The organism is Acinetobacter sp. YH12136 (genome assembly GCF_013418545.1).
GTDB lineage: Bacteria > Pseudomonadota > Gammaproteobacteria > Pseudomonadales > Moraxellaceae > Acinetobacter > Acinetobacter towneri.
In genome coordinates, this window is sequence record NZ_VPBV01000011.1 from 37,345 (window position 1) to 59,366 (window position 22,022).

14 protein-coding genes and 1 pseudogene are annotated in these 22,022 nt (G+C 38.0%); 13 read left to right on the forward strand and 2 right to left on the reverse strand.

From position 1 onward, the window contains the following. Nucleotides 1–5: 5 nt before the first annotated feature. A complete protein-coding gene (locus FTU71_RS06795; protein WP_004974297.1) occupies nt 6–1,229 on the reverse strand; it encodes an efflux RND transporter periplasmic adaptor subunit in 1,224 nt (407 codons plus the stop codon). A gap of 686 nt (nt 1,230–1,915) precedes the next feature. Between FTU71_RS06795 and FTU71_RS06800 the strand changes: the two genes are divergently transcribed. The 5 genes and pseudogenes from FTU71_RS06800 to FTU71_RS06820 all read left to right on the forward strand — a co-directional run. Continuing rightward, on the forward strand, nt 1,916–2,620 hold the full coding sequence (locus FTU71_RS06800) for a hypothetical protein (protein ID WP_094069346.1): 705 nt from the start codon (nt 1,916–1,918) through the stop codon (nt 2,618–2,620). Further along, nucleotides 2,607–4,877, forward strand: coding sequence for a hypothetical protein (locus FTU71_RS06805; RefSeq protein WP_070153152.1), 2,271 nt, complete (start codon nt 2,607–2,609; stop codon nt 4,875–4,877). Before FTU71_RS06800 ends, FTU71_RS06805 begins: the two co-directional genes overlap by 14 nt. After that, complete coding sequence (locus FTU71_RS06810; protein ID WP_154320135.1) at nt 4,861–8,049, forward strand: tyrosine-type recombinase/integrase; 3,189 nt, start codon at nt 4,861–4,863, stop codon at nt 8,047–8,049. The genes FTU71_RS06805 and FTU71_RS06810 overlap by 17 nt, the downstream gene beginning before the upstream one ends. Before the next feature lie 329 nt (nt 8,050–8,378). Next, nucleotides 8,379–8,696, forward strand: coding sequence for an IS200/IS605 family transposase (gene tnpA, locus FTU71_RS06815; RefSeq protein WP_257229519.1), 318 nt, complete (start codon nt 8,379–8,381; stop codon nt 8,694–8,696). A gap of 61 nt (nt 8,697–8,757) precedes the next feature. Further along, a pseudogene (locus tag FTU71_RS06820) lies at nt 8,758–9,869 on the forward strand (IS66 family transposase); the annotation flags it as partial. A 485-nt stretch (nt 9,870–10,354) separates the two neighbouring features. On the opposite strand, the gene FTU71_RS06825 reads toward FTU71_RS06820, so the two are convergent. Continuing rightward, a complete protein-coding gene (locus FTU71_RS06825; protein WP_094069347.1) occupies nt 10,355–11,527 on the reverse strand; it encodes a replication initiation protein in 1,173 nt (390 codons plus the stop codon). Nucleotides 11,528–12,383: 856 nt separating this feature from the next. Between FTU71_RS06825 and FTU71_RS06830 the strand changes: the two genes are divergently transcribed. The 8 genes from FTU71_RS06830 (at nt 12,384) to FTU71_RS06865 (ending at nt 21,771) form a co-directional block, all read left to right on the forward strand. Continuing rightward, the gene (locus FTU71_RS06830) at nt 12,384–13,157 is read left to right on the forward strand and encodes a ParA family protein (protein WP_094069344.1); all 774 of its coding nucleotides are present in this window, start codon (nt 12,384–12,386) and stop codon (nt 13,155–13,157) included. Nucleotides 13,158–13,170: 13 nt separating this feature from the next. After that, entirely contained in the window at nt 13,171–14,082 is a 912-nt protein-coding gene (locus tag FTU71_RS06835; RefSeq protein ID WP_070153141.1) for a ParB/RepB/Spo0J family partition protein, read from the forward strand. A gap of 105 nt (nt 14,083–14,187) precedes the next feature. After that, nucleotides 14,188–14,466, forward strand: coding sequence for a hypothetical protein (locus FTU71_RS06840; protein ID WP_070153138.1), 279 nt, complete (start codon nt 14,188–14,190; stop codon nt 14,464–14,466). A 227-nt stretch (nt 14,467–14,693) separates the two neighbouring features. Continuing rightward, nucleotides 14,694–16,241, forward strand: a complete 1,548-nt coding sequence (locus tag FTU71_RS06845; RefSeq protein ID WP_154320136.1) for a class I SAM-dependent DNA methyltransferase — start codon at nt 14,694–14,696, stop codon at nt 16,239–16,241. Next, the gene (locus FTU71_RS06850) at nt 16,238–17,353 is read left to right on the forward strand and encodes a restriction endonuclease subunit S (RefSeq protein WP_104915058.1); all 1,116 of its coding nucleotides are present in this window, start codon (nt 16,238–16,240) and stop codon (nt 17,351–17,353) included. The genes FTU71_RS06845 and FTU71_RS06850 overlap by 4 nt, the downstream gene beginning before the upstream one ends. 55 nt (nt 17,354–17,408) lie before the next feature. Continuing rightward, the gene (locus FTU71_RS06855; RefSeq protein WP_167846516.1) at nt 17,409–17,942 is read left to right on the forward strand and encodes a DUF2939 domain-containing protein; all 534 of its coding nucleotides are present in this window, start codon (nt 17,409–17,411) and stop codon (nt 17,940–17,942) included. Between the two features lie 28 nt (nt 17,943–17,970). Continuing rightward, complete coding sequence (locus FTU71_RS06860; RefSeq protein ID WP_070153126.1) at nt 17,971–18,447, forward strand: hypothetical protein; 477 nt, start codon at nt 17,971–17,973, stop codon at nt 18,445–18,447. Between the two features lie 84 nt (nt 18,448–18,531). Further along, nucleotides 18,532–21,771: a type I restriction endonuclease subunit R gene (locus tag FTU71_RS06865; protein WP_154320137.1), complete on the forward strand. Its 3,240-nt coding sequence runs from the start codon at nt 18,532–18,534 to the stop codon at nt 21,769–21,771. Nucleotides 21,772–22,022 lie beyond the last annotated feature (251 nt).

Consider the following 22,022-nt stretch of genomic DNA (forward strand, 5'->3'; position numbering starts at 1 on the left):
TCACCTCAACGTTCTGTAGTGCTAATAGGTGCTTGCTCTGCACCAAAGCCAGACCACACCGCCTTGAGACGCTCTACACCACTGATAGCAAGTTGCATTTTGGGTTTTAATTTTTCAGCTGTAATATAACTTTGCTGCTGATCAGCTGATAGAACTTCAACCGTTACAGCTTCAAACCCCTTCTGATTTTTAACAAAAATAATGTGTTTACCATCTTGTGAGGTTATGGCAGTACTTGGTACTGGCCATGCTGCAATTACTGTTGGCTGCTTACTTTGAACATGAACTTTGACAAATTGTTGCACCCGCAAACAATTATGTTTGGTATCCATTTGTACGATGATATTTTGAGTTTGTGTATTCCCTACAAGTGCTGGAGCGATATTTTGTATATGCCCTGTAATATCACAACCTTCAACCTGAACAACATCCCCAATATGCACATATTTACTGTCAGCTAAATTAGCTTGTAATAACAATTGTAACGGTGAATCAGCGTTTACAAGTTGACCTAATACTGTACCAGCCTCAACATACTGACCTGTAGAAACCTGTAAGTTTTCTATATAACCACTTGTTGGGCTTTTAACATAGACAATGGAATTTAGACTATTTACCTGCCCTCCTCCCATAAATTGCAGCATTCGCTGTTTTGCACCTAAGTTAATATTAAGACGCTGTACTTGATTCTGTGCCTCTTGCACACGCTTCTCGGCAATAATGCCTTCAGCATATAAGCTACGTTCACGTGTTAAATTTTGCTGGGCTAATTGTTGTTGAGCACGAAGCTGCAATATTTCATTTTGAATCTGAATTAAATCTGGACTATGTACAGCAAGTACATGATGATTCCGGGTAACTTCTGCCAAGGGTTGTACCAAAACTTGCTGCACCATTCCTGAAACAGGACTAGTCAGTACAACTTTGCTTTCTGGTGACCACTGTACTTGCCCTTGTAAAATAATTTGTTTTTGTATGTTAGTAGAAGAAGCACCTAATGTGTGTAATTTGATCCCAACTTGCTCAATTTGTTTTGAAGAAATTAAGATTTGTTGCTCTGAGACTTCAGGACTCCTCTCAGCCTCTGAAACCTGTCTCTCTACTTTAGCCTCTATATTTTTATTCGAGAGCAGCTTACTTCCCCACCATAGCCCAAGGCTAATCAAGATCAAGACGCTCATTAGATATAATAGTTTTTTAAAATTTAGTACATCTACTCGCTGATCCACTCGTTTCATCCTTCAAGAGATTTTCTCTACAAAGCTAAGATTAAGTTCTTAAGATCAGATTAAGTTTATAAACCTATTTCAGACTGCATAGGCCCAAGTGAACCGTATTGGGTTTGTGGGAGACTTTTATTTAACTGATGTTACGTAGTAAGTGCATTTTGAGCATCTTCGCTACTACATGTTGTAGTCGATTTATAAATTATTAATAATCATTATATTAAACTATATATTGTTATTATTTCTCACGAAAATCAGCATCAAAACATAGGTGACTTTTATAAACTAAAATGTCTAAAATGAAGTGACCAAAACCACATTAAATGATCTAAATTGATCAAAATTTTACTCCACCAAAAACTATATACCAGTAATCAAATCATATACTTATAATTAAGGTCATTTAATGGAATAAATCTCGGTGACCTTGCCAAGGTTGGGGTAAATTTTTATGATCTAACTTTTACTACTTTGTAGCAGGAATCACAGCCATACAATCAATCAATCCCAACCTCGGTAATAGCTTAAAAATATTACTAATAAAAATAGAACCAAATTAAATTATGCACACCAAAACTATAAATTGTGTCTACTTTTCTACACTTACACAATAAATACCGTTAGATTACTTGAAAAGTAAACAGTTAAATAGTAGAAATGTATCATAGTTATATTTTAATAATCTAAATATGTGCCGTGGAACGCGTAAACAAGTAACTTCTGAATGTTCATTTAATTTTGATAACCCCAAAATTATCTTCAAGCGAGATCTTTCTAAACTCGCATTAAACACTCATCCAGATTTTGCTGGCATTCATCACTGCTATCACATGGCCTTTCGAGCTCTACGATTAACTTCTCATTTTCGTTTAGCATCAAACAAACTCAATGTTTGGTCTATAGCAGGAATATCCAATTTCTGGATCGCTGATAATTTTGATTTGTACCTGCATCACATGAAGCTTCCGCCTTCACCTCAGGAATTACATGTATATACGTTCCCACCTGATGCCAACTTACAACAACAACTCAAACACTATGCAAGCTTTGAATTCTTAAGTTTTTTGCAAGCAAATACTTTTGATATACACAATTTAAATCCGCAGCATCTTCAGCAAGCGATCAACCGATATATTTCGACTGAAGTTTTACTCGACTTTAATCGCTTACATTCATTCAAAGCACATAAAACGCTCAGTCTTGAGGGGCTTGGTAAGTTACTCAATTTTAGCCATACACAACTCCACAATAGAAACAGAAAAATCCATGCACGTCGCCAGCATCTACTTGACGAAGTCAGCAAGCAATCAAAAGTCGTCGATCATTATTTAAATCAAAATGATTTTTCACCAAATCCAACAGATTTTTGGAATTGTTCATATGCACGAAAGTGAAACTAAGCCCCTTCCTCAACCCAAAATTTTATTATCAGACTTATTAAAAAAGCTTTTTAATGCAGAGGATTTGTGTCTTCATGCACATATTAACTTTATCGCAGATCTATTGGTTTACCATGACTGCTCAGATTATCTTAAGGGGCTTGTTCTCAGTGAGATTGAATCTGATATTTCTACAAGTTCACCACCTCGCATTCCCGCTACTCTCCAAGCGTCTAGAAAATCTAAAATTGGTGATTCCCCAATCACGTATTACATCAACAGTATTGCCAGCATTTATCATGCGCACACGGAACTACTCACCTGGAATGTGCTCGTCCTTAAAGCAGCACTATATTTATTAGCATTGCCGCAGATCAAACCAGATTTATTTGAAAAACAACATACAGAGCATCTCAATACGATTAAGCGCTTATTTCAGCGTTTCCGCGTTGCAAACAAGTCTTTTTTTGCAAAAAAAAAAGATGCTCACGCATTAGATTATCAAGCATTCTTAACTCTTAAATTCCCTGCTTTATTTCTATCATTAGAGCAATTTGTAGAGTCTGCTCTTCAACCTGAAGCAGATCAAGAACTAAATGATTTTCAGAAAAATTTCTGTGATGAATTACGTATTGCATTCAATTATGTACTAAAAAGCCGTCCAAAAATTGCCAAATCAAGTGTAGATAGTAAACTGCAATATCGTACATGGGATACCGATGGAACTATTAACGAAATCATTGAGACTAAAAAAAGTAATAGAGGTTTAGCTAATGAGCAAGCCCTTGACGAGCAAGAAGACCCCTCTGTTATTGTTCAAGCAGATCAGATTACACCACTTGCCAGACATTCTAAAAATGCCCAACGTATGGCACTTTCGTTAATTCCAAAACATATGCAACGACAAGATCATTTGCTCACTGCAAGTTGTTTACTCCCAAGTGTTTATACTATTTCTGACCTAATTACATACCTGTATCATGATGATAAAAAACATAATGATAAAAGCGTGCTCGTTGTATTACTTTGCTTAATCACAGGCGTTGGCTTTAAAGACTGGTTAAATTTTCAAAAAAGGCGTGTAAAAAGATTAAATCATCGCCAAGTCATTAAATTGCAAAGTGACCAATACTATCTCTCAACCAAATTCAGCATTTTTGAAGATGCAACGTTTGAATATCCGGAGTCACTGATCAATAACACCGTTCATTTAGATATCCCTATCCCAAATCACTTTATTGATCGTATCAAAGCAGAACCAATCATCACTGAAGATGAGCTAAAGAAAAAAATTAGAATAATAAAAGATGAAGTCAAAATTCCTCAGCTGAACTTATCAAAAACTAGCTCATTACTGCATCATGTTATTTTGCAAAAAACAGGCAATAGGCAACTTGCTGACATCATCACTGGTGTAGATGCAAGTCACTCTTCTTCAAGCTCTTACTGCCATTACAATGTAAATAAATTACAAAAAAATTATGTCAAAGTTTTATCTGAACTATGTACACAGCTCGCTGAAAATGACTACGGTGATATTGTCTATAGTGATCAGTCCATCTGCTTTGGTAGCCAAAAAGCACCAAGTAAAAATGTCATAAAGGACATCCTTTTCTATCTTTACACCAAAATTTATACGACTTCAGATAACGACTGGGTAGAAAGTTTTAATGCTTATAGCATTTGGATGTGGCATATCCTACTTTTGTTTACCGCTGCACGACCTGTTCGGGACTTTCCAGGTTTTTTGAATAATATAAGTTTTCAGCAACAGACAATTATGCTGTCTGACAAAGAGGTCGGTGGTAGACGTGGCTTTGGACGCTTGATTCCACTTTGTGCATTTCTCATCGGTGAATTAAAGAAATATCTTCGTTTCCTCGAACATATCCAACAACATTACATGGCGATTAACCGCGAAATCTCAGCCCAAATTGATGCCATATTTAATAATGAACAGCCTCTGTTAAATCTTTTACAAAATGGCACACTCACTCCGCTTACACCTTCCAATGTGCGTGACTTTCATCCTGAAGTTGGGTTAGCACATCCCAACTGGCACCGCCATACAACACGTGCCTTTCTCACCAACAAACAAATCCCCGAGCCTTTAATACTTGCACTTTTTGGACATGAAGCCTTCCAACAGGAAGCCGCACATCCATTTTCTAGTTTGTCTCTGAACCAATATCGCGCGCTCGCAACACATTTAAATGAAATGCAGGAATATTTTGAAATTATTGGAGTGAATTTAAATGTCCTCATCGCTTAAAAAAGCAGATCAACTGTTTGCCGAAAAGAAACGAGAACTTACTCGACAATTAAATGAACAAAAAATTCAAAATGAAGTTCATGCTTCACTCCGCAAATATTTTTCAGAACAGCAGTTTGATCAGAATCCACATTTGCTAGGTGATTACGGCGAGGTTTATAGCCACATCAAGAAAAACTCTACGAGTAAAAAGTGGATCAAGTTTGCATATGATTTTTTTGAAGATTACATCAAAGAGTTAAATGCTCAGCATCGCTTGGATTTAGAGCTGCCTCATGCTGTTTTAGATATTAAAAGAGATAAGCCTATCGTGACCATGAGCTGGAATGCCGATGGTCATGAAATAAATGACCTCGTACAACAGCTTTATAATTATTGGGAATTGGCTGAAAGCTGTGACTCATTCTCAAATGAGGAAATCGTGGGCAATATTATATTGTCTGCCATTCTATTTGGTGGCTTAAATGAAAAAGCTGAACTTAATGCCTTGCTTGAACACCTCAGAAATCCAGTAAAAGTACGCCATTATAAAGACCTTAATATTCTTTTTTTAGAATCCCATTCTAATCATTATGGCGATATTTTTATTGATGAATATACTGTTCGAAAATCTAGAAATTTTATTCCAGACCCCGTCACACGTCTGTGGCTAATACATTTTAATCTGAGAGATATTCGACATGTTCATCTTCCCGTAGAGGGCTATCTTGAGTATATCTTTCGAAAAATAAAGAAAAAGTTTAAAAAAAATAGCTTATCGCATTTACTTCAGCATGCTCGCTACAACTGGTTACAGCTTCCCAACGTAGATATAGATCCGGCGCTCTCTGAATGCCTCATCGGGAATTTACTCAGTTGTGGTTTACCCGAACAAGAGTTTGAGCGTTTTGTGCAACCAAAATTTAAATATAAGCATGAGCTCACTACTGAAGTCATTCATCAGTCTAAGAATTTACCTCCACAAACTGTTTATTTGCATCATGAGCAAGATGCACTAAAAGATGTACTAAAAATTCATAAAGACTTATTAAAAATTATTCGTCTTCGCCAAACAGATGCCCCAATCTATCAACTCATGATCGATTATTGTATGGAGAATGCAAAACTCTTTAATGAATACAGTAAACGAATCACCCTGTGGTTAATTAGTCTCTTTAAACCACCTCAAGAAGATATAGATCTGCTAGCTCAGAGATTTGATTTTTGCGCTACAATTTTTGCTAAAATCATTTCCAACAATAGCCAGTTAGCCAAAAGCTCAATTTACACATACTACACTCGAATTGGTGAGCCTTGGCTAATCTATTCTTTACAATATCAATTTTCTGAGGACGATGAAGAAACACGCCTGCAAAAAATATATGCACAGATTTATCAAAATAACTGTATTGCTGAAAGTCTGCTCGAAGATACTGTTAAAAAATCGGCTGCTCAAATTGTAAAAACACTCAAACGTTTTCATCAATTTCAAGAACAACTATTCGATGCCCCAGCATTCACTTTAGAGACGCTGGATCAACAAACCAGACCACGCACACGTATTATCAGCCCAGTCACATTTCAACTGTTAATCAAAAAACTTCAACAAGCACATCTACAAAATATCATCTCTCAACATGACTATGAAAATCTTAGTCTTATTTATACGCTTGCTTACAGAACTGGGATGCGAATTAATGAAATGATTGGTTTACGTATCAAAGATACTGAAGGATTAAACAGAATATCATTATTGGTCAAGCCATATGGGTCAGAAAAAATAGGCAATGAACACAGATTAAAGACTGACAGCGCGCAACGTAGCGTGCCCGTGTATTGCTTACTCAAAGCATCTGAGTATCAACAATTTCATCAATATGTTGTCAAACAGCGGTTAACAAAAAAACCGAATGATTATTTATTCAGTCAGTTCAATGAGAATAAGAAACTCAGCCAGCACATGCTGACTGCACCCTTTAAAAATTTTATGGATCAGTTATTCAAGCAACATCACTATACATTTCATTCATTTAGACATTCTGCAGCAAATCATTTAGCATTAATTTTTAAATGTGATTATCATTTTTTGTCTGATAGCCTCACAGACTATACGGAAGTTGAATATAATCAGCTCAGGGCTGAGTTATTACGTAATTCAATTGATCAAAATCATTGGATTATCATCGCACATCTTTTGGGGCATCTCGAACCCATCGAGACCTTTAAAAGTTATATTCATGTAGCTTACTTTATTGCAGGTTATCAATTTTCCAAATATCGCCCATTACTAAGCAATGGTTTGGTTAAGAAAATGCTGGGGATAAGCAATTCAACACAAGAGTTACATTTTCTAAAATCGCTCAATGATCAGTCTGAATTCAATTTTGAAATGCATGCTACAACGCTCTGTAAACTCCTTCTAAACAATCAAGAAAAATGGATAGCGAGCAATGCTCACACACTACATGCAGAATTAGAGGTAAATCAAACGCAAGAACATTGTATTTTTGACTATTTTGTCGCGACTCCAGAATCTAAAATCGATCTTGATCTATTTTATAAGGCACTCTGCTTATTAGAGTTATACAAATATGATACGGAGCGCGTAGCACAAGAACTTTGCCTATCTCATGAGCTCATCAAGTATTGGTATGACAATGCAATCCAACTCAAACAACTTAAATCTAGAAAAAACAATCCAAGACTTTTTCATATAACCGAACTGCAATACATCAAACCGTCAATGATTGATACTAATGAGGACCTTTTATTGGTCACACATTTTTTTAACTATCTACAAGCCTGCTATCAAAAGTCACCTGAAAATATTAGGTATGTCTTAGAATTCTTTATTAATCACGTAACTGCTTCACATACAGGTTTACATTCAACGCGGAAAAATATTCAGAATCTGGAAAAATTCTACTATGCGGCCAAAGATCTGTTTCCTGCCAACATGTGGCATTTACTTGGAATAGATATGGTTAATTTTTTAAACAAAGAAATTACGCCGAATCTACTCAAACTTGCCAAGGCAAATCAGAAACTAGAAGGTTACCCAACAACAAAAGAAAATAATGCACGCTTACAGCTATATTCCTTAAAACAAGGCAAAGCACTACCGGCTTTTAAATTTTGTTTACATCTGGCTTGCATTGGTAGGCCTGCTCAATTGCAGTTAGAAATAAAATGACTTCAATAAATCATCGTAACGGATACTGCTTAACTCTCGTGCTACACCTAAGTTTTAATGGTGAGTGTCTGTTTTAATTTTTTTTGGGGGTTATACAGTTAATTAATGCTGATAAAAGCCTAGGCTGGCCATATATAATTCCATCAACCTGATTTTTTACCATTCGGTTTACCTAATTAATCATCACAAAATTATGTTGGTGATAATTTGGTAAATTTTTAAAAACTTATGTGACCACAATTAAACGATCTTAATAAAAATTAATTCCAATAAAAAATATTTGAAAACGTAAGTTGTTTATTTCATTGTACTTATATACACAGCAATTTATACAATTTAATGTATATTATGTTGGTGACTATTGCCAATATCGGGCTTTGGATTTTGATGCTGTATTGATTGAATTTAATGGGGAGGATGATCATGTTCATTTATTAATTAATTACCCACCAAAAGTTGCTATTTCAAATTTAGTGAATAGCTTAAAAGGTCTATCTAGTCGCCACCTTAGAAAAGACTTTCCTGAAATTAAAAACAAACTTTGGGGTGATTCTTTATGGTCGCCAAGTTACTTTGCTTCAAGTTGCGGTGGTGCGCCATTAGAAATTATTAAACAATACATCGAGCAACAACAATCACCTCATTAGAATTAAAAATCGAGCCTTATATCACCTCCATAAATGAGGGTGTTTTACGGCTCATTGGATAAATAAACATAAACGTCGACTACTCCCAGATCATTTAGCAACCGTACGTATTGAGCATGAATCTGCATCAACGCAATACATCTGTGGGTGCACACTGCGTCGTATCGGCGAATATCAGTGAAAAATTGAATTTCAGACCAGCGCAGTTCTATAAAGAACAGCATGTGCGTGGTAAATGGGTTTGTGATCAATGTGACACCCTGACTCAGCAAACGATGCCTGCCTATGTGATCGATAAATGTATTGCGACACTTGAGTTACTTAGCCATGTGCTGGTATCCAAATATGCTGATCACTTACCGCTGTATCGTCAGCGACAGATCTTTCTGCGCGCAGGTGTAGATCTATCTAGATCCACCCTGTCAGATTGGATTGGTCGCTGTGGTGTAGACACTTGAACCTCTGGTCAATGCCTTAAAACAGGTGGTGCTGCAGCAAGGGGGTGATCTATGACTTTCAAGAAACCGTTCAGGTCTGCATGCAGAAGAATTCCTGAATGGCTGGCAGGGACATCTGGTCTGTGATGATTACAGTGGTTATAAAGCACATTTCAAATCAGGTCAGATCATTGAAGTAGGTTGCATGGCACATGCATGTCGTAAATTCCATGAACTGCATATCACTGGGAAAAGTCAGATTGCTGAACAGGCACTGGTGCTGATTCAGAAATTGTATGCGATAGAAGCAGAGTTAAGGCACAAGACCGACGGTACAGCGCAACAACGCTGCGAATACCGGCAACGGCATAGTCAACCAGTGATGCAACAACTATATGAATTGCTCAACCAACATCATCTGATGGTGCCATCAAGCTCTACCACCGCTAAGGCAATCAATTACACTCTAAAGCGCTGGCAAGCCTTAAGCCGCTATTCAGATGATGGTAATCTATCTATTTACAATGATTTGGTGGAGAACCAAATGCACCCTTGGGCTTTAAGTCGTAAGAACTGGTTGTATGTTGGATCACTGCGCAGTGGTCAGCGAGTTGCTAACATCATGACATTGATCCAGTCAGCAAAGTTGAATGGTCTAGATCTGTATGCCTATTTAAATGGTGTACTGCAAAAGTTGCCGACATACAAAGTGATCCAAATTAAAAGATTGGCATAGAGTTTAGAGGACACTTACAAATCAATGGTATCGCCAAGTTGATCGTCATCATCTTTAGCTAAAACGGTCTTTAGCTTATCATTTGTGGCTAGACGCAACAGCATCAAATATCTAGCTTAAGAAGCATCTCAGAGTAAATTTTTACAACAAAGCTAATAAGCTTAGGCTATTTTAATAGTTTTCATGATCCGCTGCTTTATACAAAGGCTATAAAAATATTTAGTAATTTTTTATCTAAATTACTCTATATACTTAAAACTTGGTTGATCTCCCTATCTTAACCACACCATTTTTTGAGCACTGAAAAACTTTTTTCTGCAAAAATATATGAGGAACAACAAAAGTGTAAAATCTAAAAATAATATCTATTCTTTTAACTATTTTTCATTCAGCTATACACACAGATATTTTGTATCCAATTTTCTTAGTACTTGAATTCTTCAGTGATACATTAAAAAATGTGTAGCAAGTTGCTACACTTTTCCTTAGACAAGCTCTTTACCAAAAATATCATTCAGCCTATCACGAATACTTTGTACAAATTCCGGATTATTTTTTAGTTTATGCTTCATATTACGTTTAAAGTCATTCAAGCTCATACCAACTTCAGCAAAATCCATTTGGAATAAAGTGTCATTAATAACAATATTTGCTTGAGAGTCAGTGAGACAACCAATTTTTTTAAACCACTTCTTGAACTGCGAATACTTTTCATCATTATTAAAAATGTACCAGGAACGTACATTCGTATCGAATTTTGCCCCCAATTCTTTTACTAATGCATTCTCTTCAAATGGAACATCAAGATAAATTTTTTCAATTACAGCAGTTTCATTTAGTGTTTTATCAGTAATACGCTGATGCAGTTTAAAATTCACCCCCACAATTGGGCGCCCTTTTTTTATGGTTTCATACTCTAGTTGTAGATCTGTATTTTCGTTAATTTCTGCAACTATTTTATCTAATACATAGCGTCTAAAATCTACCCAGCGATCATATTTAGTTTCATTAATATCAATCAGAGCTTTCAAGTTTTCTAAAAGCATTGGGACTTCATAACTCTTTTGGCTTGCGTACTTGAATTCATTTTTAATGAAATACGTATAAAGACTCATACTAGCAACAGAATCCAAGGCAAACAGATGTTTCAATTGATAGGTGGTGAAATTCCCCCCAGCCAACTGCGTGAAATACGGTAACACCTCACTGGTAAAACGAATCTGAATGGCATTTTTAGAATCATCTTCCCATCTTAACTCACGGATAATAGGAACGACAGAATGTACTTTTTTAGTCTTTCTCTTACCATCATCAGTAGGTTCCTCAATAATAAAATGAGCCACCCTAGATGAAAGTTCTTTATAAATCCGGTCTATTGCAACATTAATCGAATTGCGTTTATTCAATCCTAGTAAATCTGCCAAATCATCCTTATACAGATAAATATAGGTTTGTTCTGTGATTTCACCATTTACCCTATTTTTCTCACTATAATTTGCAACAGCCATTGCATATAGGAGCGCCTTATATTCATTGGCTGATAACTCAATTGGGCGAATTAAGCGGTTACTAGTGCTAACAACGCCATTATGACGAATATTGCCTATACAGTAAGGAATATGATTCAATTCTTCTTGCAATGATTCTGATTCTGTCATAACCGTGATATTTATATATTTAATTCTATTTTTATATACAAAAGTGGAAAAACTTTCAAGACTTTCACCACAAGAATCTAAGAGTGGAAGGCTTGTCATCAGAAATATGCATTTTTGACGATTTATTGTCCTTAAAGTGGAATGAAATATATTATTTCCACCATATAGTGACAGACCTTCCACCTTTAGCTCTAAACTAACAGTTCAAAATACCCATTTTCACTTATTTCTTCCAAATTTAGGTATGCTATGTCAGATAGAAACCTAGATGTGACAAGGCTTCCACCTTTCATTAGATTTGAAAGGTATAAATGAATAGATAATCATCAGGAAATATCCAATAAAAAAAATTTATCCACAGGGTGCTAACACATAGTGACAAACCTTCCACCCTTAAAGATTGTTTAGCCAACTTTATCAACAAATTAAGTATTTATTTTTGCAAGAGTTTTTTAAAAAATATAACCTTTTTAAAAATAGTAGTGACAAACCTTCCACTCTTGTGACAAACTTTCCACTTTACGGTGACAGACCTCCCACCTTTGAGTGACAGACCTTCCACCTTTGAGTGACAGACCTTCCACCTTTGAGTGACAAACCTTCCACTTTACGGTGACAAGCCCTCCACTTTTAAACTTATAAGCATTTGTTTTATATAGCAAAAAAACAGTCTTAATTATTAATTAGCTAAATAAATAATTATACTAATTATTAATTAAGCTAGCTTATTTAAAAATTAGTTTTTTAAGTTGTTTTACACCTAAATAAATAAGATTTATAAATTTAAAAACTATAGTATGATGAGTGAAAGTTATTTATATTGTTAAACATTCAAATACGGAAGCATCTGACACGTATGTCTGCAAAAATTATTACGGTTGCTAACCACAAAGGTGGATGTGGCAAAACAACGACCGTTGTACATCTAGCCTCTGAACTTGCAAATCTTGGCAATAAAGTTTTAGTCATTGATTTAGATCCTCAAGCAAACGCAAGTTTACACATTGGGATCCAACATCCAAGCGAAATTGTTGTTACTTCAGCAGAATTACTCGTTGGTGATATTTCATTATTAGCTGATGCATTACAAGAAGAAACAAACTTTGAAAAAGTATCATTAATTTATGGCTCATTAAATTTAGGAAAAACTGAAGACCAGCTTAAAGAAGAAGCTCCTCGTCCTTCAGAAGAATTAAGCATCAAGCTAGAACTGTTAAAAGATCTTTACGACTTCATATTAATTGATTGCCCACCTAGTCTTAAACTATTAACCAGTAATGCCTTAGCATCATCAACACATGTCATTATCCCTATCGAATCTGGATCACAATATGGACTGTATGGGGTAACAGATCTTTTAAACCATCTTGAAAAGATAAAACGTATTAATCCAGATTTAGAGCTTTTAGGCGCTTTACTGATTAAACATGATGAACGTCAGAATGTTTGTAAATTGATTCGGGATGAAGCTTTAAAACAGGTTGGAAAAATTTTACAAACTACCATTCCTCAAAGTACTAAAGTTAATCAAGCAGCAATTCTGCAACAGCCACTTTTGAAAGTAGAAAAAAATTCAAAAGTACGTAAGGCTTTTGAAAGCCTTGCTTATGAAATTGTAGCGAAAGTTTAAACCTGAGAGTATTATGGCAAGCACTAAAGAGCTTTTAGCTCAAAAATTGAAACAAAATACAGAAAAACATCAGCAAGCACAGAAAGACAATATTAAAGAGCTAAAAGAATTTAGACGTAATGTTCCTATTGAGGATATCAGTCGCAGTCCCAACCAACCGCGTAAAGTATTTGAAGATTCTCAATTAAAAGAACTGGCGGATTCTATTAATGAAATCGGCCTTTTGCAGCCCATTACAGTGCGTAAACTTGATAATCTGAAATATGAACTGATTGCAGGCGAGCGACGCTTACGGGCGCATCAATTACTCGGCAAGTCGGTGATTGAAGCCATTATCATTGATGCTAATGATGAAGAAGCATCTTTGTTAACCCTAGCTGAAAATTTAAAGCGTCAAGATCTGACAGATTATGAAATTTTTATTGGTTTGAACTCACTTGATGAAAAGTTGAAGAAGAACAAGCAACGTTTAGCTAATTCATTGGGTTTAAATCGCGAAGATATGTACAAATATCTATCGTATGAAAAGCTGCCTAAAGCAATGTTGAATGACCTGGATTTGGAGCCAGGTCTAGTCGGTCGTACTGCTGCAACAGCGTTCAAGAAATTTTTATCGGATCATATAGAGCAACTTTCGGAGGCGGAAACAGCTTTACTCGGTGCTTGGGAGAAATTAAAAGAAAAAAAACTGGAGCAAAGCAAAGTTACTTCTTATGCTGAAAAACTATTGAGTCAAGATCCAGAAAAAGTAACCACGACATCAGTGGTAAGAAAAATCGAATATGATGGTAAGGTTGCTGGAAATATCAAACTGAATCAAAAACAGCTCAATATCTCTCTTAAAATTTCAGAAATTGATGAAGCTAGTCTTTTACAACTAGAAGATTTTTTAAAACAGCTTATTCAGAAAAGTGAAAAAGTGTAGCAACTTGCTACACTTTTCAGTTTGCTCATAAAACTCTCACACTTACGTGAGAATTTTTTATAATTATCACATGCGAAAAATTATACCACCCAAACTGAAATTGATATGGTTACGCTAGAAGAGTTTATTCCTAAAAATTATCTTATACGTAAAATAGACAAAGCGATTGATCTCAATATCATTCATGAACGTGTCGCGCATCTATATTGTCCCGATAAGGAGACTGTTGAACGAATTTTGCCGTTGCAAAATAATTACAGGGTCTCTGTTATGCAAGTAACGCAGCAATGTTTACTGTCAGTTACAGCACAAAACTTGAAGAAAATCGCCTTGCACTTATCGAAGTTAATTTTTATTGTATTTTTTAGCCATCAATACGCTTAAAAATAAATCACTATGAATAAGCGATAGAAGTTTAGAAAATACCCCCACTTTAACGATCGCTAAAGTGGGGTTTGTGATTAGTCTGAAAAGTGTAGCAACTTGCTACACTTTTTTAATACTTAAATTGTACGACAAGAAATGACGTATCAATACTTACACACGAGCGTATTATTGGGTACTATTGGTTTAACTAAAACTAGATAACCTATTCATTGCAGGACAATTCCATGGCACGTACTCCAAAGCAAACCAAACAAGAACCCATTGAGGTCATTCTTTGGAAAGCTGCAGACAAACTTCGTAAGAACATTGATGCTGCTGAGTACAAGCATGTAGTCCTTGGTTTGATCTTCCTCAAGTACATCTCTGACTCATTTGAAGCTCACTACAACCTATTGGTTGAAGGTGAGGGAGAGTTTGCAGGAGCTGATCCTGAAGATCGTGATGAATACACTGCATACAACGTCTTCTTCGTTCCTGAGATCGCACGTTGGTCATACCTGTTAAACCAAGCAAAGCAAGTCACCATTGGTAAGATTGTAGACGATGCAATGGAAGCCATTGAGAATGAGAACCCTCAGCTCAAAGGTGTACTACCTAAAGTCTATGCACGTCAAAATCTCGATCCTACGAGCCTAGGTGAGCTGATAGACCTCATTGGTAACATTGCCCTAGGTGATGCAAAAGATCGCTCTGCCGACGTTTTAGGACACGTATTCGAGTACTTCCTAGGTGAGTTCGCTTTAGCTGAAGGTAAGCAAGGTGGGCAGTTCTACACGCCTAAATCCATCGTGAGCTTATTGGTTGAAATGCTAGAGCCATACAAAGGACGTGTATTCGATCCTTGCTGTGGTTCAGGTGGTATGTTCGTACAGTCTGAGAAATTCGTAGAATCGCATCAGGGTTTAGTGGACGACATCTCCATCTATGGTCAAGAAAGTAACCAGACAACTTGGCGTTTGGCCAAGATGAACTTAGCCATTCGTGGCATTAACTCAGAGCATGTGAAATGGAACTCTGAGGGTTCATTCCTGAATGATGCACACAAAGACCTGAAAGCGGATTACATCATTGCTAATCCACCATTCAACGTCTCTGATTGGAGCGGTGAGCAGTTAGTGGGTGATGCTCGTTGGTCTCTAGGTACACCACCTGCAGGCAATGCGAACTTCGCATGGATGCAACACTTCTTGTATCACATGAGTCCTAAAGGTCAGGCAGGCGTTGTGCTTGCTAAAGGTGCATTAACCTCTAAGACCAGTGGTGAAGGTGAGATTCGTAAAGCCTTGGTTTCAGAAGCCAATGTCATCGACTGTATTGTGAACCTACCTGCCAAGCTGTTCCTGAACACACAGATTCCTGCTGCTTTATGGTTTATGCGTCGTGACCGTGTTAACTCAAGCCAATACCAAGATCGTAGCAATGAGATTCTGTTCATTGATGCTCGTAACCTAGGTCATCTGATTAACCGCAGAACCAAAGTCTTGTCTGATGAAGATATTAAGCTCATCACAGACACTTACCACAATTGGCGTAACAAGGGTGGTGAGTATGAGGATGTTGCAGGCTTCTGTGCATCTGTACCACTTGAGAAAGTCGCTGAGCTTGATTATGTACTGACGCCAGGTCGTTATGTTGGTTTAGCTGATGATGAAGATGAGTTCGACTTCAAGGTACGCTTTACAAGCTTAAAGGCAGAGTTTGAAGCACAGCTTGCTGAGGAAGCCAAGCTAAACCAAGCCATTGCTGAGAACTTAGCAAAGGTGGTTGTATGAGTGAGTGGCAGGTTGGGCGATTAGATAGCTTCTTTACCCTAAAACGTGGTTATGACTTACCAAAGCAATCTCGTGTTTCTGGTAGTGTTCCCATCATTGCTTCTTCAGGTTTTGCTGATTTTCATAATGAAGCCAAAGTAAATGAATCAGGTGTTGTGACGGGCCGATATGGAACCATTGGTTCAGTTTTTTTCAGTGATGTACCATTTTGGCCATTAAACACATCTCTTTATGTAAACGACTTTAAGGGGAATGACAAAAAGTTCATCTACTACTTTTTGCAAACATTGGATTGGGAAAAATTTAGTGACAAAAGTGCGGTGCCTGGAGTTAACCGTAATGATGTTCATCAAGAAGAGATATGCTTTCCGTCTCTCCCTGAACAAAAAGCCATAGCCTCAATCCTTTCATCATTAGATGACAAGATCGACTTACTGCACTGTCAGAACAAGACTTTGGAAGCCATGGCTGAAACACTGTTTCGTCAATGGTTTATTGAGGAAGCGAAAGAGGATTGGGATGATTTACTAGTAAGTGATATAGCTACTCATATCAAAGACAATGTGAACCCATCAAAAGATCCTCTTAAGACATACTATCATTTTAGTTTGCCTGCTTTTGATTCAGGAGAAAAGCCTACTATTGAATTGGGTGCGGAAATTCTGAGTAATAAGTACAGAGTATGTGAGAACTCAATTTTAGTCTCAAAGCTGAATCCAAGAGTGCCTCGTATATGGTTATTAACTGATGTCAAAGATAATTATGTATGTTCAACAGAGTTTCAGAATTTGAAGCCTAAAGTAGGATCTCATTTAATGTTCTTGTATAGCTTATTCAATTCAAGAGATGTTATTGATGAATTAGCAATGAGTGCTTCGGGAACCAGTGGCAGTCATCAAAGGGTTAAGCCAGAAGATATGTTAAATATCTCTTTTAAGACTCCAAGTTTAGACTACCTTGAAGAGTATTCGCTGTTGATTACTCCTTCGATGCAAAAGGTTTCATCTAACAAGAAGCAAATCCAAACACTTGAACAACTACGAGATACCTTGCTTCCTAAGCTGATGAGCGGCGAAGTCAGAGTCCAATACCAAACAGAAGAAGTTGCATAACATTTGAGGTGAAGTCATTTGATGGCTTCACCTTTTTTACATTCAGGGGGCTGAATTGAATAAAAAAATTATAGGGGCAATCATTGCCTTAGTCGTAGTGATCTGTGGCTACTTGTATGCTTCGCCATACATTGCCATCAATAACATCAAGAATGCTGCACAAGTAGGTGATAGCGAAAAGGTGTCCAAGTACATCGACTATCCAAGTGTGCGTCAGAGCTTCAAAGATCAAATGAATGCCATGATGATGAAAGAGATGGCAACCCATAAAGATGATGGTTTCGCAGCACTAGGTGCCATGCTTGCATCTACCATGGTAGACAAGATGATTGATGGTTTTGTCACACCTGAAGGGATGACCATGATGATGCAAGGCAAAGACCTTAAAGATGCAGCACATTCATCACAGGGAGCATCAACAACAGAAACCAAAGAAGAAGATCAAGCAGAGTACAAAACTCGCTATACCTCATTCAGTGACTTTGAGGTTGTGATCCAACATCCAAATGATTCCAAAGCCGTCACTGTCAAAATGGTTCGTGATGGTTTGAGTTGGAAAGTGAATAAGATCGCTGTGCCGATGGATTAAGTAAAAGAGAACAAAGAGGAAAAACAGAATGATAAAGCGCATGATTCAAATGGGATTTGGCTTGATTGCTGTAGTTAGCTTTGCTGCAACCGTTCAAGCAGCACCGGCTAAATTCAATCATAGCGGCATACAAAAAGGTAAAGTCATAGAAACCTGTTATCACTCTCCTTGTTCAGTCGCCAAGTTTGTCTCTTACAAACAACTGAATAAGACAGCGACTGAATCCAAGATTCAAGTCACCTTGCTGGGCGGTAGTCGTGAGTGGGAAGCCAAGAAAATTGACTGGAATAGATCGCCACATAAAGTCACTGTGAATTGCTCATACCAACGACCAACAGTTCAGATTGGTTCACAAAAGACTCTGATTCCACTCAATGATGGTTTAGGTGTTCCTGGAGTACTGATGGTAGATGCTGAACTCTATCTATATGTTTGCCATAAGTTTGAGGGCGCTATTGAGAATGCTGTGCAGAAGTATGGCTATAACGTGCAGGACGATGAATAAGGTTTCTTAGCTTTACATCATATAAAAAATTAATGAGTCCAGGTTATATGGATAAGTTTAGGGGGAAATAATCAAGTGACTAAGATGACCGAATCAGACATTGAGCTGATGGCGATAGAGCAACTAGAGGGATTGGGCTATACCTATGTGTATGGACCTGAGATTGAATCGAAGGGCACTAACCCTCTACGAAGCTATAAGCAGGTCATCTTGGAAGACAAAGTGCTTGATGCATTACAACGCTTAAATCCTCATTTAAGCCAAGACAAATGTACTGAAGCACTAAAGCAAGTCACCAATATTCAATCCCCTGATCTACTCAGTAATAACCAAGCATTCCACCGACTGCTCACTGAGGGCATTAACATTGAGGTGAGCAAAGAGGGTAACACTCAAGGTGAGTATGCTTGGTTGATTGACTTTGAGAATCCAACCAATAACGAATTCCTTGTCGTCAATCAAGTAACCATCAAAGAAGATCGCTGGACAAGACGACCAGACATTATCTTGTATGTGAATGGCTTACCCTTGGTGGTCATTGAACTCAAGAATGCAACAGACGAGAATGCCACTGTAGAAGGCGCATACAAGCAAATACAGACCTATCAAAGCCAAATCCCTAGCTTGTTTACCTACAATGCTTTCAACGTCATCTCTGATGGTTTAGAGGCGAAAGCAGGTACTGTCTCAGCAGACTACAGTCGCTACATGGCGTGGAAGACAAACAATGGTCAAACCAAAGCCAAGAAGACACAAGCACAGCTAGAAGTCCTGATTCATGGTTTACTGAATCCAGTCACACTACTCGACATGATTCGACACTTCATTGTCTATGAATCAACGAAGCACGAGGATACCAATGGCTTAATCACCATTAAGACCATCAAGAAGATGGCTGCATATCATCAGTACTATGCAGTGAATGCAGCAGTCCTCTCGACTATTCGTGCGTCTGCAGTGAACTCGGACTCGAAATCAGCAGAAGTTGCCATGCAACATCAAGGTAGAAGTAAGCTCGAATTGGTACAGCAACAAGCAGTCGGTGACAAGAAAGCCGGTGTGGTATGGCATACCCAAGGCTCAGGTAAGTCTTTGTCTATGGTTTTCTACACAGGCAAGATTGTCTTGGCTTTGGATAATCCAACAGTCGTTGTGATCACAGATCGTAATGATCTAGATGATCAGCTCTTTGGTACATTCGCTGCATCAAGCCAACTCCTTAGACAAACACCACGACAAGCAGACAGCCGAGAAGAACTCAAAGAGTTACTCAAGGTGGGTTCAGGTGGCGTGATCTTCACCACCATCCAAAAGTTCCAACCGGATGATGGCACTAGCGTCTACGAGCAACTGTCAGACCGAACCAACATTGTCGTGATTGCAGATGAAGCACATCGTTCTCAGTATGGCTTTAATGCCAAGGAAGTCGATGTCAAAGATGAAGATGGCAAGGTTGTCGGTAAACGTACTGTCTATGGTTTTGCCAAGTACATGCGTGATGCACTTCCTAATGCTACTTACCTTGGTTTCACAGGAACACCAATTGAGAAGACGGATGTAAACACACCTGCAGTCTTCGGGAACTATGTAGATATCTATGACATCTCGCAAGCAGTGGAGGATGGTGCAACTGTTCGTATCTTCTATGAAAGCCGCCTAGCTAAGATTGCCATCAGTGAGGAAGGCAAAGAGCTGATTGAAGACTTTGATGACCAGTTTACTGAAGATGACTTAAACCAAACTCAAAAAGAACGTGCGAAGTGGGCAAGAGTCGAAGGTTTGATCGGCAGTAAAGAACGTATCAAAGCCATTGCAAAGGACATCGTAGAACACTTTGAGCAGCGTCTTAAAGCCAATGCAAACCAAGGCAAAGGCATGATCGTCAGCATGTCTCGCAGGATCGCTGTAGACCTTTACAACGAGATTGTAAAGATCAAACCAGAGTGGCACAGTGATGATCTGAATGATGGTGTAATCAAAGTTGTGATGACTGCCTCAGCTTCAGATGGTGAGGTGATTGCTAAACATCACACTACCAAGCAACAGCGCCAACGCTTAGCAGATCGTATGAAAGACAATGATGATAAGCTCAAACTCGTTATTGTTCGTGATATGTGGCTGACTGGTTTCGATGCCCCAAGTATGCACACCCTTTACATCGACAAACCAATGAAAGGTCACAACCTCATGCAAGCGATTGCACGAGTCAACCGTGTCTACAAAGACAAGGCTGGTGGCTTGGTTGTGGACTATCTTGGTATCGCATCTGACTTGAAAGAAGCCTTATCGTTTTACTCAGAAGCAGGTGGTAAAGGTGATCCTGCATTGGTGCAGGATGAAGCTGCAACGATCCTGCAAGAAAAGCTAGAAGTGCTTGATGGCATTTTGCATGGCTTCAACTACCAAGAGTACTTCACTGCAGATACTTCTCGTAAGCTCAACATCATTTTAGAAGCGGAAGAGCATATCCTTGGTGTAGATCAAGGAGAAGGGAAGACTCGCTTCCTGACAGCAGTCACAGCGATGTCACAGGCATTCGCATTAGCTGTACCTCATCCACATGCTATGGAAGCTGCACCAGTGGTGGCATTCTTCCAAGCAGTCAAAGCACGTCTTGCTAAGTTTAGTGATGGTACAGGCAAGATTTCTGGCTTAAGTAATGCTGAGCTTGAAGCCAAGGTAAAGCAAACCATTGACCAAGCTCTAGTCACAGAGCAAGTGGTAGATATCTTCGATGCTGCAGGGATTCAGAAACCAGATATCTCGATTCTCTCTGATGAGTTTATGCAGGAGATGAAAGACTATAAGCATAAGAACATTGCGCTTGAAACACTTAAGAAGTTACTTGGTGATGAGATTAAGGTACGAGAGCAACGCAGTGTCACCCAAGGTAAGAAGCTCATGGATATGTTGATTTCAGCAATTAAGGGTTATCAGAACAAGGTACTTACTGCAGCAGAAGTCATTGATGAACTGATCAAGTTAGCTAAGACAATTCAGGAGTCAGACAAACTGGCTGAAGAACTCAACCTGACTGAATACGAATATGCGTTCTACTCAGCAGTAGCAGACAATGACAGTGCTCGAGAATTGATGCAGAAAGACATATTGAGAGAACTTGCAGTCGTACTCACTGATTCTATTCGTAAGAATGTGACTTTGGATTGGACGATCAAGGAAGCTGCTAGAGCAAAGTTAAGAGTCATCGTGAAGAGATTGCTGAAGAAGTATGGCTATCCACCTGATATGGCTTTATTGGCTACAGAAACTGTATTGGAACAGGCTGAGCAGTTGGCTGAAGAGCTTTCCAGTTCAAAAGAATAGGGTACAGATAGTGTTCAAAAAGACCGCTATATTAACCATAACCAAGGGGGCATTTTTACACTGCTGCTAACAAGGACAACCCTTCACTTATACTAGCTCAAAACTGATCTGACAGTTCCCCGTTTTTTATTGTGCCTGTCAGGTTAAATTTGGGCTAAATTCTTATCAGCCCAAATTCGTTTTCCATTAAGTAAAGTTTCAAATGGGCTTCCTGTTTGACATCTTTTGGGAATAGTTTCGGATATTTTGTT